The 15173-nt window shown below is 63.7% G+C and carries 13 protein-coding genes; 9 read left to right on the forward strand and 4 right to left on the reverse strand.

Annotated elements, in window-relative coordinates:
• Positions 1-365: 365 nt before the first annotated feature.
• Complete coding sequence (locus CAG41_RS03885; protein WP_085580114.1) at positions 366-2777, reverse strand: glucose/quinate/shikimate family membrane-bound PQQ-dependent dehydrogenase; 2412 nt, start codon at positions 2775-2777, stop codon at positions 366-368.
• Between the two features lie 173 nt (positions 2778-2950).
• Positions 2951-4312, reverse strand: coding sequence for a carbohydrate porin (locus CAG41_RS03890; RefSeq protein ID WP_085580116.1), 1362 nt, complete (start codon positions 4310-4312; stop codon positions 2951-2953).
• Positions 4313-4590: 278 nt separating this feature from the next.
• Here CAG41_RS03890 and CAG41_RS03895 point away from each other — a divergent pair, with 278 nt between their 5' ends.
• Together CAG41_RS03895 and CAG41_RS03900 are read left to right on the forward strand one after the other, a co-directional pair.
• Positions 4591-4821 (forward strand): VF530 family DNA-binding protein, encoded by a 231-nt coding sequence (locus CAG41_RS03895; protein WP_085580118.1) that lies wholly within the window; start codon positions 4591-4593, stop codon positions 4819-4821.
• A 1-nt stretch (position 4822) separates the two neighbouring features.
• Complete coding sequence (locus CAG41_RS03900; RefSeq protein WP_085580120.1) at positions 4823-5473, forward strand: Pr6Pr family membrane protein; 651 nt, start codon at positions 4823-4825, stop codon at positions 5471-5473.
• 155 nt (positions 5474-5628) lie between these two features.
• On the opposite strand, the gene CAG41_RS03905 is transcribed toward CAG41_RS03900, so the two are convergent.
• Together CAG41_RS03905 and CAG41_RS03910 are read right to left on the reverse strand one after the other, a co-directional pair.
• Positions 5629-6411 (reverse strand): siderophore-interacting protein, encoded by a 783-nt coding sequence (locus CAG41_RS03905; RefSeq protein ID WP_085636512.1) that lies wholly within the window; start codon positions 6409-6411, stop codon positions 5629-5631.
• On the reverse strand, positions 6408-6983 hold the full coding sequence (locus tag CAG41_RS03910; protein ID WP_085580124.1) for a PadR family transcriptional regulator: 576 nt from the start codon (positions 6981-6983) through the stop codon (positions 6408-6410). The genes CAG41_RS03905 and CAG41_RS03910 overlap by 4 nt, the downstream gene beginning before the upstream one ends.
• Positions 6984-7508: 525 nt before the next feature.
• Here CAG41_RS03910 and CAG41_RS03915 point away from each other — a divergent pair.
• The 7 genes from CAG41_RS03915 (at position 7509) to CAG41_RS03945 (ending at position 15130) form a co-directional block, all read left to right on the forward strand.
• Complete coding sequence (locus CAG41_RS03915; RefSeq protein ID WP_085706797.1) at positions 7509-8000, forward strand: CS1 type fimbrial major subunit; 492 nt, start codon at positions 7509-7511, stop codon at positions 7998-8000.
• A 101-nt stretch (positions 8001-8101) separates the two neighbouring features.
• Positions 8102-10624, forward strand: coding sequence for a CS1-pili formation C-terminal domain-containing protein (locus CAG41_RS03920; RefSeq protein ID WP_085706717.1), 2523 nt, complete (start codon positions 8102-8104; stop codon positions 10622-10624).
• A gap of 33 nt (positions 10625-10657) precedes the next feature.
• Positions 10658-11848: a hypothetical protein gene (locus tag CAG41_RS03925; protein ID WP_256582512.1), complete on the forward strand. Its 1191-nt coding sequence runs from the start codon at positions 10658-10660 to the stop codon at positions 11846-11848.
• A 40-nt stretch (positions 11849-11888) separates the two neighbouring features.
• Positions 11889-12632 carry a pilus assembly protein gene (locus tag CAG41_RS03930; protein WP_085580130.1) on the forward strand — a complete coding sequence of 248 codons (744 nt, stop codon included), beginning with the start codon at positions 11889-11891 and terminating at the stop codon, positions 12630-12632.
• Between the two features lie 29 nt (positions 12633-12661).
• Positions 12662-13162, forward strand: coding sequence for a CS1 type fimbrial major subunit (locus tag CAG41_RS03935; RefSeq protein WP_085629427.1), 501 nt, complete (start codon positions 12662-12664; stop codon positions 13160-13162).
• 65 nt (positions 13163-13227) lie between these two features.
• Complete coding sequence (locus CAG41_RS03940) at positions 13228-13731, forward strand: CS1 type fimbrial major subunit (protein WP_085580135.1); 504 nt, start codon at positions 13228-13230, stop codon at positions 13729-13731.
• 190 nt (positions 13732-13921) lie between these two features.
• Entirely contained in the window at positions 13922-15130 is a 1209-nt protein-coding gene (locus CAG41_RS03945; RefSeq protein ID WP_085580137.1) for a hypothetical protein, read from the forward strand.
• Positions 15131-15173: the final 43 nt, after the last annotated feature.

The following is a 15173-nucleotide window of genomic DNA, read 5'->3' on the forward strand; positions in this document are numbered from 1 at the left end:
CTCCGCTCAGCCTTCCGAAGGGGCCGGCAGATCAAGATCAAACGCTAGGCGAGCTGACACTCGGCCTTTTGAGAGGCGCGCGATGGCGGCCTGACAGCCGACCTGTTTCTGACTGCCCGACACAATTCCCTGTGGGAGCTGCGGTGCGACGACTCGACTTGCCAGCGATGACGGCCTACCAGCCGACCAATCCCTCCCAGACCACCTCAATCTTCTGTGGGAGCCAGCCTGCTGGCGATGACGGCCTGGCAGCCGACCAATCCCTACCTGGCACACCCACTCCCAAAAGGCTTGCAGTGTTCCGCCGCCAACAAAAAAGGCGATGCCCACACCGGGCATCGCCTTTTCCTTATTGCCGCTGACGCTTATTCGGACAGTTTGTAGGCAATCACATAGTCACCCATCTTGGTGCCCAGCGAGCCGTGGCCGCCGACCACCAGCAGGACGTATTGCTTGCCGTCCTTGCCGGTGTAGGTCATCGGGGTGGCTTGGCCGCCGGCCGGCAGGCGGGATTTCCACAGTTCTTTGCCGGTGTTGACGTCATAGGCGCGCAGGTACTGGTCCAGGGTGCCGCTGAGGAAGCCGACGCCGCCGGCGGTGACGATCGAGCCGCCCATGCTCGGCACGCCCAGGGTCAGGCCGATCGGCAGCGGCGAGCTGTCGCGGCTGGTGCCGTTCTTGCGTTTCCACACGACTTTGCCGGTGGTCAGGTCGATGCCGGCCACGTAGCCCCAGGCCGGGGCCTGGCACGGTACGCCGAACGGCGACATGAACGGGTGCATGATCACGGCGTACGGTGCGCCGGTGTTCGGCTGCACGCCGGCGGTCTCGCTTTCGCGCTTGCTGCCGGCGGCGACTTGGGCGCGCGGCACCATCTTCGAGACGAAGGCCATGTAGTTCGGGCTGGTGAACAGCATCTGGCGGACCGGATCCACCGAGACGCCGCCCCAGTTGAACACGCCCACGTTGCCCGGATACACCAGGCTGCCTTGCTCGGACGGCGGGGTGTACTGGCCTTCGTAGCGCAGTTCCTTGAACTGGATGCGGCACAGCATCTGGTCGAACGGGCTGGCGCCCCACATGGCTTTTTCGGTGAGTTCCGGGGCCAGCAGGTTCAGGTCCGAACGGGCCTGGGTCGGCGCGGTGCGGTCACCCTTCACGGCGCCCTGCGGCACCGGGATTTCGCGGATCGGGATGATCGGCGTGCCGTCGCGGCGGTCGAGGACGTACAGGCTGCCTTGCTTGGTCGGGGCGATCAGCGCAGGTTTCACGCCGTCGGCGGTTTTCATGTCCAGCAGGGTCGGCTGGCTGCCGACGTCCATGTCCCACAGGTCGTGGTGGGTGAACTGGTAGTTCCAGCGCACCTTGCCGGTGGCCAGGTCCAGCGCGACGACGCCGGCGCTGAACTTCTCGGCGCCCGGGGTGCGGTCGGCGCCCCACTGGTCAGGGGTCTGGTTGCCCAGCGGCAGGTAGACCATGCCGAGCTTCTCGTCGACGCTGGCCAGCGACCACATGTTGGCCGAGTTGCGGCTGTAGGTCTGGCCCGGCGCCAGCGGTTCGGTGGCGTCCGGGTTGTTGCTGTCCCAGTTCCACACCAGGTGGCCGTCGCGCACGTCGTAGGCGCGGATCACGCCGGACGGCTCGTTGGTCGATTCGTTGTCGGTGACGTGACCGCCCATGATCACCAGATCGCGAGAGATCGCGGCCGGCGAGGTGGCGTAGTAGCCGCCCGGGGTGAACGGGCCGATGCCCTGGGTCAGGTCGACCACGCCGTTTTTGCCGAAGCCTTCGCAGACCTTGCCGGTGTCGGCGTTGAGGGCGATCAGGCGGGCGTCGGCGGTCGGCAGGTACAGGCGGCGCGGGCAGGCCTGGGCAACGGCCTTGCCGGCCTCGGAGATGACGGCGGACGCTGCGCCTTCAGCCTTGGCGTAGGCGGCTTCGTCGTAGTACGACACGCCGCGGCAAGTCATGTGGGCGAAGCCTTTGAAGCCCACCGGGCTCTTGATCTGCGGGTCGAAACGCCAGATTTCCTTGCCGGTGTCCGGATCCAGCGCCAGCACCTTGCTGTGGGCGGTGCAGGCATAGAGCATGCCGTTGGCCTTGAGCGGGGTGTTTTCGTTGGTCAGTTCCACCGGATCGTCGGCGGTCGGCAGGTCGCCGGTGCGGATGCGCCAGGCTTCCTGCAGCTTGCCGACGTTGGCCGGGGTGATCTGCTTGAGCGGCGAATAGCGGTCGCCGAACTCGCTGCGGCCGTAGGCCTGCCAGTCGCCTTCAGGCATCTGCGGCGCGGTGCTGGTCATGTCGGCGGTGTCGCGGCCCAGTTCGCCCAGGGTTTCGCCCGGGTGGGTGAACTGGCTGGCCACGGCGCTGGCGCCGGCCAGGACGACGGCCACGCTCAGGGCGCCGGTGCCCAGCGGAGCGGGGCCATCCAGCAGCAGCGGACGGCGGAACCACGGCAGCAGCATGACCACGCCGAGGGCGAACCACAGCGCCAGGCGCGGCACCAGTTGCCACCAGTCCAGGCCGACTTCCCACAGGGCCCACGCGGTGCTGGCCAGCAGCACCACGGCGTACAGGCCCAGCGCCGCGCGGCGGGCGCGCAGCAGCAGGATGCCGGTGACCGCGATGCCGAGGCCCGCCAGCAGGTAGTACAGCGAACCGCCGAGCAGGCTCAGCTTGATCCCCCCGGCCAGCATGGCCAGGCCCATCAACAGAAGCAGAATGCCGAGCAGGCTCGGCAGCAGACGGCTTCGACTCGAGGCACCTTCAGTGCTCATAGTGTGATTCTCCGTGACGTTTCAAAGAGACCCGCGCTGTAGTCACTGTAGATGACGATCCGGCGCGGGCATGGTTCAGATAAATCTGTCGGGGTGATGCCTGTTCCTGCAGGAGCCGGCCTGCCGGCGATGGCGTCAGTGAGGACGGCTTCCACAGGTACTTTCCGTATTCCTCAGAACGACGACTGGATCTTGATCCCGCCGATCAGCGCGTCGTCGACCTTGTCCACGCCACCGGGGTGGCGGATGTACTGCAGGTTCGGGCGCACGGTCAGCCAGTTCGCCAGGTGCACGCCGTAATAGAGTTCGGCGCTGTATTCGGTGTCCTGGGGCGGCAGGAACGACGGGTCGTCGTAGTCGTAGACGGCGCGGGCCTGGTTGCTGGCCTCGGCGTTCTTGCGGTAGGCCGGGTTGACGTGCACGCGGGCCAAGGCGAAGCCGATGTCGTCCTTGGCGCGGGCGTCGAACAGGCCTTTGTAGACCAGGCCGGCCTGCACGTAGTTGTCGATGGCGTTGGTTTTCTTGTCGTGCATCGTGGCGTTGGCGAACAGGCTCAGGCCACGGCTGTTGTCGCTGGCGACGCTGGTGACCTGCTGCTGCGCGCCGAACCACACGCCGTGCTTGCTGGAGGCGCTGCGGTAGGCCTCGCCGCTCAGGGCCGCCGGCTGGCCGTTGCGGTCCTTGTAGGCGTCGGTGGCGTTGGCGCTGCTGTAGTAGTAGCCGGCGCGGTATTCGCCCGGCAGGCCCGCCAGCTTCGGCGTCCACACCAGTTCCACCGGCAGCACGGCGCCCTGGGTGCCGCTGCCGCTGAGCTTGAAGCCGTTGCCGCGGTCCAGGTTCGACGGGTTCTGCTCATAGGCACCCACCTGGGCGTACAGCTCCGGCGTCAGGTGATACTTGACCCGCAGCGCCCACTGGCTGACCGGCCAGTTGTACCAGATGCCGCCCACCCAGTTGCCGACCTGGGAGCCGCAGAACGCCAGGTTCTGGAAGTCGCAGGGGAAGCTGTTGAAGTCTTCGCCCTCGCCGAAGCGGCCGACCTTGATGTCGAGCTTGCGGTCGAAGAACTTCTGCTGATACCACATCTGCGTCAGGCGGGTGGTCTGGCCCCGGCCCCAGACTTCCTGGGCCGAGGTGAAGCCGCCCACGCGCGGGTCGTTGATGCGGTCGTTGCTGATGTTGTTGCCGCTGCGCTTGGTGATCGTCAGCTGAAATTCCGCGTCGTCCCAGCCGAGGATCTTTTGTAGGTCCAGGTGGGTGCCGAGGGCGAACTGGTCGCTGTAGCGCGCAGTGCGGTCGTGGTCGTAGCCGCCGTGCAGGTTGCTGCCCATCTCCCCGGTGTAGTCGAGCTTGAAGTCGTAGCCCTTCTGCGCGAGTTCGCTGCGGGTGCCGTTCCAGTCGCCGAGCATCCACGGCGAGTCACTGTCGAAGGCCGGAGCGGCCTGGGCGCAGGTGGCAAGGCCCAGGGCGGTGCAGCCGCCGAGCAGGCGGAGGGTTGAGACAGCGCTGTCTCTGAGGGGCGGAAAATCAGGCATGAAGAGGTCTTTCTTGATCGTTTTTGGGGATTGGAGGGGCCGCTACGATATGTCGCAGGCAGTGAAGCGATTCAGCGGCCGGGCGGCAGGATAATGTCCTGTTACAAAAACACAAAGCGCTTTTGCTGACATGGATCATTTCGGATTCGGTAACAGTCCGCTAAGGGCGCCCGGCCGGTGGCGCATCACCTACATTTAAGGAAGCCGCGCTTCCCCCAGCCCGAGCCCTCGGCTAAGGTGCGCGGCTTCTGCGTCTTCACTTCGCCCAAAGGCCCGGCATGAACGAACACAACCCCGATCCGCTGCACGGCGTGACCCTCGAACAGATCCTCACCGCGCTGGTGGCCCATTACGAATGGTCGGGGCTGGCCGAGCGCATCGACATCCGCTGCTTCAAGAGCGATCCGAGCATCAAGTCGAGCCTGACCTTCCTGCGCAAGACCCCGTGGGCCCGGGAAAAGGTCGAGCGCCTGTACGTGAAGCTGATGCGCACCAAGCGCCCGCTCTGACATGGACGCCGTGCTGCGGCGACGGTGGGTCACCCTGGCGGCCGTGCTCGGCTGGGGCGGCCTGGGCATTCAGCTGTACCTGATCCTGTTCGCGCGCTGGAGCGTCGGCGCCAGCCTGCTGGGCGGTATGGTGAGCTACTTCAGTTACTTCACGATCCTCACCAACACCCTGGCGGCGACGGTGCTGACCTGCGCGGTGACCCGCCGCGAGTCCGCCGCCCGGCGCTGGTTCCTGCAACCGTCCGTGTGCGGTGCGGTGGCGGTGAGCATCGCGGTGGTGGGGCTCGCCTACAGCCTTCTGCTGCGTCACCTGTGGCATCCGCAGGGTTGGCAGTTCATCGCCGATGAACTGTTGCATGACGTCATGCCTTTGGTGTTTCTGGCGTACTGGTGGTTTTGCGTGCCCAAGGGGACGCTGCGTCTGAAGCACCTGCCGCTGTGGCTGATCTACCCGCTGGGGTACTTCGCCTATGCGCTGTGGCGCGGGCATCTGCTGGGGGCGTATGCATATCCGTTCATCGATGTGGCGACGCTGGGTTATCCACAGGTGTTCATCAATGCCGGGGAGATTCTGGCGGGGTTTGTGCTGATCGCGTTGGCGGTGATCGGGATCGACCGCTGGAAGGGGCGGGGCTTGCGGGGCCTGGACTGACGCCATCGCCAGCAGGCTGGCTCCCACATTTGTTCTGCGGTGACCGCAAATGCTGCGTCCAACCGAGCTCCCTGCGGGAGCCAGCTTGCTGGCGATGACGACGGCACATCCGGCATCGATGTGTCAGGCAGACCGCCATCGCCAGCCGTTGGGCGTCACTCCGCTTCGGAGCCTTCGGCGCGCCAGTAGCCGACGGCCTTGACGAACTGCTCGTCCAGCCCGTGATCGTCGAGAAGCACCCGGCGGATCTGCCGTGAGACTTTGGTTTCCGTCGCGACCCAGGCGTACAGATTGTCCTTGGGCACCTGCAACTGACGCACGGTGGCCAGCAGGTTGTCCTTGCCGCCTTCGCGCAGCACCCAGATCACGTTGACCTGCGCCGGGCTTTCCAGCGTCTGCTGTTCCTTGCCGTTCTCCACCTCGACCACCACCAGGGCCTTGCGGTTGGCGGCCAGGCCTTCCAGGCGCCGGGCGATGGCGGGCAGGGCGGTTTCGTCGCCGATCAACAGGTAGCTGTCGAAGATGTCCGGCACGATCATCGAGCCGCGCGGGCCGCCGATGTGCAGGAACTGGCCGGGCTTGGCCTGCTCGGCCCAGGTCGAGGCGGGGCCGTCGCCGTGCAGGACGAAGTCGATGTCCAGTTCCAGCGAGTCGAGGTCGTAGCGGCGCGGGGTGTAGTCGCGCATTTCCGGCATCGGGCCGTCCTTGCCGGCGCCGAGCACCAGGGTCTCCAGCGCGGCCGCCTGTTCGGCATTCTGCGGGAACAGCAGCTTGACATGGTCGTCGGTGCCGAGGCTGACGAACCCGGCCAGTTCCGGGCCACCGAGGGTGATGCGGCGCATGCGCGGGGTCAGGTCGACCACCCGCAGCACTTGCAGGCGGCGGCGTTTGATTTCATGCATGACCCGGTGGATGGCGGGCGCGGTCACTTCAGTCATTCGGTTTTCTCCTGGACGGGTTGAACGGCCGGGCCGTCGACGATGGCCTTGGCGGTGTCGTTGAGCAGGGCGGCGACGCGGTGGATCTCTTCCGGGCTCCAGCGTCCGTGGTGCATTTGCAGGGCATGGCGCAGGTTGTGCACCGCTTCGTGGATCTGCGCCGGGCGGTCATGGCCGCGCAGCGAGCGTTTGCTGACATCGATGCGCACCCGCACGCCTTCAAGGGCGACGGCCTGATCGCTCAGGGACTGACGGCCGGCGTCGGTCACGCTGTAGCGTTTTTTCCCGCCTTCGGCGTCGCCCAGGATCAGTTCGCTTTCCTCCAGGAAGGTCAGGGTCGGATAGATCACGCCAGGGCTGGGGCTGTAAGCCCCGTCGAACATGCCTTCGATCTGTCGGATCAGGTCATAGCCGTGGCAGGGCTGGTCGGCGATCAGCGCCAGCAGCAGCAGTTTCAGGTCGCCGGGGGCGAACACCCGCGGGCCGCGGCCGCCGCGTTCGCGGCCGGGTCGCCTTTCGAAGCCGTCGTGGCCGTTGCCGTGTTCGCGGTGGGGGGAATGATGGTCTCTCATTGGGCTTTCTCTCGTCGTGTTTAGATACAACTTAAGATATATCTTTTAGGTTCTGCAAGCGCGACCGACCGAAGGCGTGGCTGTCGATCAAGGAGGGATGGCGAAAATGTCGTTTGAAATGGCGCTTTCGTCTCTCTATAAAAAGCCGGATGCGGAGGCAAAAAAACCGAGATTAGTGTTAACTCTCTAAAACATCCGTTTTCGCCTTTATTTATTGAAAGTGTCGTATCCGTCTGACAGAAGTTGCTGAGGCGTTTGCGCAGGTTTTAATTTGTGAAGTGGCTTCGTGTAGTCTGGCTCTTACAGTTGCTCAGTGTTTTTCTGAATTTTCCAGTATTTTTCTTTCTGCTTCCGTGGCACACGGGCTACGCCACTGTGGGAACTTGCCTGCTTACTTCAAAGATGAATTGCTTGAACATTGTTCGGCGTTGGAAGTTCTGCGGAACATAAAACTGCTCGTGACGGTTTTTGTTCTTTTGCAACTTTCAATGAACCGAAAACCTTATAGAGACAGGTACTGAAATGATGTTCAAGAAATTCGCAATCGCCGCTCCACTGGCCGTTTTCGCGCTGGGTTCCTCCATGGCGTTCGCCGCGGGTGAGGCCCGTCATTCGATCAGTCTGGTCGCCCATGTTCCCACCAACGGTTTCTATGTGGTTCCGACCGACTTCGACTTGGTCAACAAGGATCAGGACATGAGCTATCAGCCGAGCACTGGCAAGATGCGCGAAGTCAATGGTTTCTTCGACGTACGCAATAACAACGGTTCGGTTCATGCGAGCCTTGAAAGTGTTCCGCAACTGATCTACGGAAACGAAGTCATCGACCTTAAAGTTGAGTTCAACAATAAAGAGCTCAACCAAACCCCGCAAATGGTGGTCGGTGAGTCCGAATCCGATGTCAACTACCGCGCGCCGCTGAAAATCAGTGCCAAAGGCAACAACTTCCAGCCGGGCGATTACACCGGTGTCGTCGCCATGACGTTTGACGCTGTCCCTCCTGTGATCACGCCTTGATCGGGCGATCTGCGCTGACGGCTCAGTAACGTTTTCGGCGGGACGAACCGACCGGTTTGTCCCGCCGGACTCCAACCCGTTCGAAATCAGAGTAAGCGTTCATGTTCCCGATGACACCCATCGCGGTTGCACTTGCGTTGTTGTTTTGCGGTAGCGCGGCGGCAGCCCCCGTTTCCTTGGGTACGACACCTCGCGGTCTGCTGGCGCAAGCCAAAGGTTTGCCGGCGGATTTCGAGCAGCATTTTTTTGATGTGCCGCTGGCGGTCAGGGTCGAACTCGATCAGCAACCCCTGGGCGAGGCGCTGGTGGTGCTGTCGCGCGACGACCGCATCACGCTCCTTGAATTCACCGACACCAGCGAGAACCGCTACGGCCCCGCCGAGCGGGAGAAGTGGGCGGCCTACCTCAAGGGCGGCGTGTCGCTGGGGGATTGCACCGGGTCTTGTCCGGATCAGGTGCTGGCGGTGCACTACAACCTGCAAAGCTCGCTGGTCTCGATCCTGACCCGCGACGCCGAGCGCGATCTCGAAGCCAAGCGCTACCACGATCAGCCCGAGGAAGGCAGCAGCGGCCTGATGTTGCGCAACCAGCTCAACCTCAACGGCGGCCAGGGCCAGGACACGGGCGGTCGTCTGGGCCTGGAGGCCAGCGGCAGCCTGGGCAACTGGAGCCAGACGTTCAACATGCAGATGGCCCGCATGGGCGGCCCGGACGACAAGCTGTACCACGCCGTGCATGAGCTTTACACCCAGCGCGAACTGCAAGGCAGTTTCTTTCGCCTGGGCTATTTCACCCCAAACTCCGAAGGCCTGACCCGCCAGCCCCGTACGTTCGGCACCAGCCCCGACACGGCGGTCGGTGTGATGTACGGCAGCTCCGACAGTCTGGCCATCAACAGTGCGATGCCCAGCGTCTACCCGATCTACGTCACGGCCAACCGTCAGGGATCGGTGGAGATCTACCGCGACGGCTTGCTGATCAACACCCAATCGGTGCCTGCCGGCCTGCAGACCCTCGACACCCGGCCTTTGCCCGGCGGTATCTATGAAGTGGAAGTGCGCCTGGTCGAAGACGGCCAGATCACCTCCAGCACCGAGGAACTGGTCTACAAGCCGAGCAACTGGCGCAACCTCGACGAGCGCTGGCGCTACAACCTGTTCGCCGGCGAGGAAAGCAAACTGCTGAGCAACTGGGATCGGCAGGCCAGCGGCGACGTCACGGCAGGCGCATCGGTCAACTACCTGGCGCACCCGCGCGTGATTCTCGGGCTGTCGGCACGCCAGATCCGCGAGAAGCTGCAGTACGGCACGTCCATCGACTGGACGCTGGCCGACCGCATCAGCCTGTACGCCAACGCCTACCGGACCCAGGACCACGGCACCGGCCTGGATCTGCAGAGCCTGTTCAACTACGGGGCCGGCAGTGTGATCTTCAGCCACACCCGCAGTTGGCTGGACACCACCGACCTGTACGAAACCTTGCCCGACGGCACGCGGGTGCGCCAACGCAACGTGTTCGTCGGCCAGACCAGCAACTCGTCGCTGGCGGTCAACCACCGGCTCGACCAGCGCAATTCGCTGAACGCACGGGTGTCGCACAGCGAAGGCAACGTCGAGGGCATGGGGCTGGATCTGGGCTGGAGCCGGCGTGCGGTGCTGTTCGGCAACGACGCCAACTGGCGCCTGTCGCTGTTCGACCGGCCGGGCAGCTACAGCAGCGGCCAGGATCGCAACCGGGGCGTGGACCTGAGCCTGAACCTTGCGATCGGCGCACCGGGCCAGCAGTTGACCGGCAGCCTCGGTTCGCGCACCGCCCGTGACGGCGGGCGGGACAACAACGCTTCGTTCGGCTGGCGCAAAGACTTCAAGGATCACGTCCTGCAGAACGTTTCGGTGACGGCGCTGAGCGACACCTATGGCCTGGGCCTGACGAGCCTGGCCAATTTTCGCACCGACACCGTCAACGGCGACGGTTTCATCCAGCGCTCCTCGTACAACGACAACTTCACCGGCGGCCTCAACCTCGACAGCACGCTGGTGGTGGGCGGACAGACACTGATGATGACCAGTGAATACGAAATGCGCGGGGCCGGGATGATCGTCGATGTGGAATCGGACATCGAAGGCATCGTCCTGCGCGCCGATGACCTCAGCGGAGGCGGCGCGGCGCTGAAGCCGGGGCGCAATTTCATCCCGTTGACCGCGTACCGCAACAGTTCCGTGAGCTTCGATTTCGAGGGCAACCACGTGCCGGCCGCCACCATCGCCCCGGCGCGCACCCGTTACCACTTGAACAAGGGGGGTGTGGATTACCGCCAGGTCCGGGTGATGAAGACCCTGACCGTGCTCGGTCGCTTGGTGGACGGGCAAGGCCGGCCGCTCAAGGGCCATCACGTGATCAACCACGCCAGCCGCGGCGTCACGGAAGTCGACGGGTTTTTCTCGATGGAGATGAACGCCGGGTCGCCGACCCTTGAGGTGCGGCGGGAGAACAATTTGCTGTGCCAGTTCCGGCTGAACGAGAAGGATCATCGCAGCGAGAACAACGTGCTGATGATCGGGGATCTGCGCTGCACGCCGGACACCCTGGCCGATCTTTCCTCCACCGAGCAGAAAGCGGGCTGACCCATGAGACGATTGAGGGAGAGGCTGTGCCTGATGGCGGTGCTGTGGACGTCGTCGGCGCAGGCGGCCAACCACGAAATCAGGGCAAGGTTTCAGCCCGACTCGTCGCAGCCGAACAAGAATGAGTTCGTCAACCAGACGCCGAACAGCGGGTACTGCGCCACCTACCCGGACATTTGCAAGCGTGACGGCATATTCAGTATTCAGATGCCGGTTCGTTACGATTCCGCCCGGCCGCTTCCTGTCGGTGAAACCGTGGGGGTGAAGGTGCCCGCCGACTGGCGGCGTTTGACGGTCACCCATCGGGACACGGGGCAAACCGAAACCGTTGAGATACGCATCAGCGGTGTCGGATCGACGTATGTCCTGAGCGAGTCGGCCGAGAGTCTGGTGGGGGAAAGCGGCACGCCGATTCTGGGGCACTGGAAACTGTGGAGCGGCACCTGGGTCAATGCGCCGGCGCCGTGCGTTGTCACTGGCGTGGGCGCCTATACGCCCACCACCTATCGGTTTTTTTGGCGGACTCCGGTTCAGGAGGCGTGCATCAAGCAGCCGGCTTACCCGATCCCGCACATGTATTTCAGTATGCTCGATATCGCCTACGAACTGCGCACGCCGAACCCGCTTGGCATGTCGTCCGGCGAATACACCGGTTCGCTGACCTACAGAATGGGGCCTTCAGCCGCAGGCGACGGTTTCGAAATGGGGGCGCTGGTTCCGGACGACGATACGTTGGCCCTGGACTTCGTGCTGGACGTGCAGCACACCCTCAAGGCCGAATTGCCGCCGGGCGGCAACAAGGTCGTGATGGAGCCGGTGGGAGGATGGCAGCGCTGGCTGGAGTCCGGGCAGCGTCCGACCGAGATCTACCGCGACCAAGCGTTTTTCCTGTCCGCCTCGTCGCGGTTCAAGGTCATGCTGGTCTGCGACATCCAGCCTGTTTTCCAGGGGCCGTGCCTGTTCTCGAACCGCGACGGCGCCTATTCCAGTTTTCAGGTCTCGCTCACGCTGCCGGCAGGCATTGGCGGCCCGGGCGGCGGCGACCGGTGGAGCGGTCCGCTGGCGCACAATCAATGGACAGGCCCCTTCGAGCCTGCCCGCTACATCGACCGGAAGCCTGCAGCCCTGCGTTTTTTCGTCGTTCCCCAGGCCATTCCGGCACTGATCGGTTACGGCGGCACGTTCCAGGGCGGCGTCACCATCATTCTGGATTCGGAAGTGTGAATCCGGGTTCTTCCCTCTCATTCTCAAAGGATCGAAGACGATGAAACGTCTGTGTTTGCTGTGGGTGTTCGGCGGATTCTGCGCAACGGCAAGCGCCGGCCCGCAGATCAATGTCGGCACGGTGTACGACTATCTGGACGGCGCCCAGAGCACCTACCTCAAGCGTGTGTTCAACAGTGGCGACAGCACCGCGTTCGTCAAGGTCAATGTGCTGGAGATCGTCTACGACAGCGACGGCACGCCCAGGGAAATCCCGGTCGAGGCCGCCTCCGGCGGCAGCCTGCGCAACGGGCTGATGGCCAGCCCGGCGCGGCTGATCATCCCGGCGGAGGGCATGCAGGGCACCCGTTTGCTGTACATGGGCGAGCGTGACCGTGAGCGCTATTTCCGGGTGCGCTTCGTGCCGGTGGTGCCGGAGAAGGAAGATGATTTCGTGGTCTCCAGCGAGGAGCGCGAAGACTACAAGAAGAGCCTGTCGGCGGGCGTCAACGTGATGACCGGGTTCGGCACGGTGTTTTTCGTGCGACCGGCCAGCACACGGTATGACACGGTGCTCAACGATACGGACACCCGCTATGAAGTGCGCAACAACGGCAACACGGTAGTGGTGGTCGATGAGTTCAAGAGCTGCTCGCTGAGCGACGAGGCCGATTGCGGCGCCACCGTCAAACACCATGTGATGGCCGGGCGTACTTTCAGCTTCGACAAGGAAAAGGGGCGCGAGTACCGCTTCAAACTGGTCGAGGGCGAGCGCCGGCAAGACATGAAGGTTGTCAGCCGATGACCTCGGCGCATGACGCAACAGGGAGCAACATGAACAAACCCTGCGCTTTCGCCCTCCTGGCGGCTATCGCCGGAGCGTTCGCCACCCACGCTTGGGCGGCTCGGGAAACGCTCCACATCGACGTGTCGGTGACCGTCCCTACCCGTGGGTTCTACATCCTGCCGGCGGAGCCCGACTGGATCCATCGCCAGCAGATCCTGCAATGGAACTACCCGGACTCGACGCTGGGTGGCTTGAGCAAGAACTTTGATGTCCGGCACGACACCAGCGCGATCGAGGCGCGCCTGGAAAGCGTGCCGTACCTGTCGACGGGCAGGGCGGGCGAGGAGATCGGCCTGCGCGTGCGCTTCAACAGCGTCGAGCTGAGCGCCGATCCGGGCTTTCGCCAGGTGCTGACCAAGGACGAAGCGGCGGCGGGCAAGCGGGTGCCGTTGGAGATCGACCCGATCATGCCGGCCGGCGGCTACAAGCCTGGCGAGTACAGCGGCAATGTGCTGCTGCTGTTCAACGCCAATGCACCGGCAGGCTGAGCAGGGCCGACCGGCCGTGGGTGCCGTCGGGGAGACGGCGTGCGTATCGATGCGAGGGAATTGACATGATCAAGCAAGTGACCGTTGCCGTGTCCGTAGGCGTTTCGGCATTGCTGGCCTGCGCGGCATTCGCGGCGCAGGAGAAACGCCTCTTCGAAGTGTCCATCGACATTCCGGCCCTGGAGTTCTACGTGATCCCCAGCGAGTCGGACTGGATCCACCTTGCGCAGCACCTGCCATGGCGTCCGGCCACATCGACGCTGGGCGGCTTGCGCAAACAGTTCGATGTCAAGACCGACAGCAGCGCCATCGAAGCGCGGCTGGAGAGTTTTCCCGTCTTGTCCGGCGGACAGGACGCCCGGGATGACATCAGCCTGCACGTCACCTTCAACGGTACGGAGTTGAGCAACAACCCGGTTCCCCGCCAAGTGGTGTCCCGCGAGGAAGCGGTGGCGGGCAAGCGCGTGCTGCTTGAAATCGTCCCCAGAATGAATGCCGACGGCTACAAGCCGGGCGACTACCACGGCAGCGTCAACATCATTTTCAACATAGCGGCGCCGGCGGGTTGACCACCGGGACGCACGAAACCATTTGCTCACCAGGAGCTGAACCATGACTTCACCCTTGAACAAGGCGAACCGGCAAGCCGGTCCATGCGACGGACCGCCACCGGAGGTGGCTTGCGGGTTGCCCCCCATGATCCATGCGCCGCAGACCCCGGCCGATATGACTGCTACCGAGCAGGAGGCAGGCTGACCCATGAAACGATCGAGTTGCTGGCTGGGACTGCTGGCGGTGTTGTTCCTGTCGCCGGCCCAGGCGCTCAATCTGGAGATCCGGGCGCTGTTTCGGCCTGATCCGTCACAGCCGGGTAAAAACCTGTTCGTCAACCAGACGCCGAACAGTGGCTACTGTGTGATTAACCCGGTCGAATGTGCGAACAACGGTATGTTCAGCATTGAGATACCCACCCGCTTCCATGTCGGGCGCGCGATCGTGCCGGGTGAGGGCGTCGGGATACAGGCACCGGCCAATTGGCGGCGGTTGACGGTGACCAACGCCATCACGGGCGACAGCGAAACTGTGGAGGTGCGCATCATCGGCATTGGCTCGACCTACAGGCTGTACCAGTCGGCCGCCAGCCTGGTGGGTGTGACCGATCCGCTTGAGGGGCACGAGAAACTCTGGTCCAGCAGTTGGGTCTACGCTCCCTCGCCGTGCACCTACAGCGGTGTCGCGTACTATTCGCCCGAGACCTACCGGTTCTTCTGGAAAGTCCCTGTCGAAAGCGCCTGCACGAAGGTGGCCGCCTACCGGATTCCGGCGATGGCGTTCGATAACCTCGATTTCGCTTATGAACTGCGTACGCCCAATCCTCTGGGCATGTCGTCGGGGCAGTACACCGGCTCCCTGACCTACACCCTGGGGCCTGCGGGCGATTTCCAGATGGGTTCGACGATGCATCCGGTCGACACCACGCTGACCCTCGACTTCGTGCTGGACGTGCAGCACACCCTCAAGGTCGAGCTGCCGCCGGGCGGCAACAAGATCGTGATGGAGCCGGCGGGAGGGTGGCAGCGCTGGCTGGAGTCGGGCAAAAAACCGGTGGAGGTTTTCCGCGAGCAGAAGTTTTTCCTGTCTGCCTCGTCACCCTTCAAGGTGATGCTGGTCTGCCACTGGTCCAGCGGTGGCCCCTGCAGCATGGGCAACGGCCAAGGGGGCGCTACCGAGTTTCAGGTGGGCTTGACGGTTCCGGGAGGCATCGTCGGCCCAGGCAACACCGACGGGTGGTCGGGCACATTGATGCATAACACTTGGTTGGGGCCCTTCGAACCTGCCCGCTACATCGACCGGCGACAAGGTGTCCTGCGTTTTTTCATCAAGGATGCCATGGCTATCGACCAATTGCTTTACACCGGCGGAACGCATCAGGGCAGCGTCACCATTATTCTGGATTCGGAGGTGTGAACCTCGGGGGTGACCGCCAATGGGCAGGGAACCGTTTACTCAG

The sequence above is a fragment of the Pseudomonas sp. B35(2017) genome, from assembly GCF_002113645.1.
In the GTDB taxonomy this organism is placed as follows: domain Bacteria; phylum Pseudomonadota; class Gammaproteobacteria; order Pseudomonadales; family Pseudomonadaceae; genus Aquipseudomonas; species Aquipseudomonas ekonensis.

What these genes read in the sequence shown, in the direction of transcription:
- CAG41_RS03940 (WP_085580135.1), top strand. Translation starts at nt 13,228, where the DNA reads ATGATCAAGCAAGTGACCGTTGCCGTGTCCGTAGGCGTTTCGGCATTG.
- CAG41_RS03905 (WP_085636512.1), bottom strand. Translation starts at nt 6,411, where the DNA reads ATGACTGAAGTGACCGCGCCCGCCATCCACCGGGTCATGCATGAAATC.
- CAG41_RS03915 (WP_085706797.1), top strand. Translation starts at nt 7,509, where the DNA reads ATGTTCAAGAAATTCGCAATCGCCGCTCCACTGGCCGTTTTCGCGCTG.
- CAG41_RS03945 (WP_085580137.1), top strand. Translation starts at nt 13,922, where the DNA reads ATGAAACGATCGAGTTGCTGGCTGGGACTGCTGGCGGTGTTGTTCCTG.
- CAG41_RS03900 (WP_085580120.1), top strand. Translation starts at nt 4,823, where the DNA reads ATGGACGCCGTGCTGCGGCGACGGTGGGTCACCCTGGCGGCCGTGCTC.
- CAG41_RS03885 (WP_085580114.1), bottom strand. Translation starts at nt 2,777, where the DNA reads ATGAGCACTGAAGGTGCCTCGAGTCGAAGCCGTCTGCTGCCGAGCCTG.
- CAG41_RS03895 (WP_085580118.1), top strand. Translation starts at nt 4,591, where the DNA reads ATGAACGAACACAACCCCGATCCGCTGCACGGCGTGACCCTCGAACAG.
- CAG41_RS03930 (WP_085580130.1), top strand. Translation starts at nt 11,889, where the DNA reads ATGAAACGTCTGTGTTTGCTGTGGGTGTTCGGCGGATTCTGCGCAACG.
- CAG41_RS03925 (WP_256582512.1), top strand. Translation starts at nt 10,658, where the DNA reads ATGGCGGTGCTGTGGACGTCGTCGGCGCAGGCGGCCAACCACGAAATC.
- CAG41_RS03910 (WP_085580124.1), bottom strand. Translation starts at nt 6,983, where the DNA reads ATGAGAGACCATCATTCCCCCCACCGCGAACACGGCAACGGCCACGAC.
- CAG41_RS03935 (WP_085629427.1), top strand. Translation starts at nt 12,662, where the DNA reads ATGAACAAACCCTGCGCTTTCGCCCTCCTGGCGGCTATCGCCGGAGCG.
- CAG41_RS03890 (WP_085580116.1), bottom strand. Translation starts at nt 4,312, where the DNA reads ATGCCTGATTTTCCGCCCCTCAGAGACAGCGCTGTCTCAACCCTCCGC.
- CAG41_RS03920 (WP_085706717.1), top strand. Translation starts at nt 8,102, where the DNA reads ATGTTCCCGATGACACCCATCGCGGTTGCACTTGCGTTGTTGTTTTGC.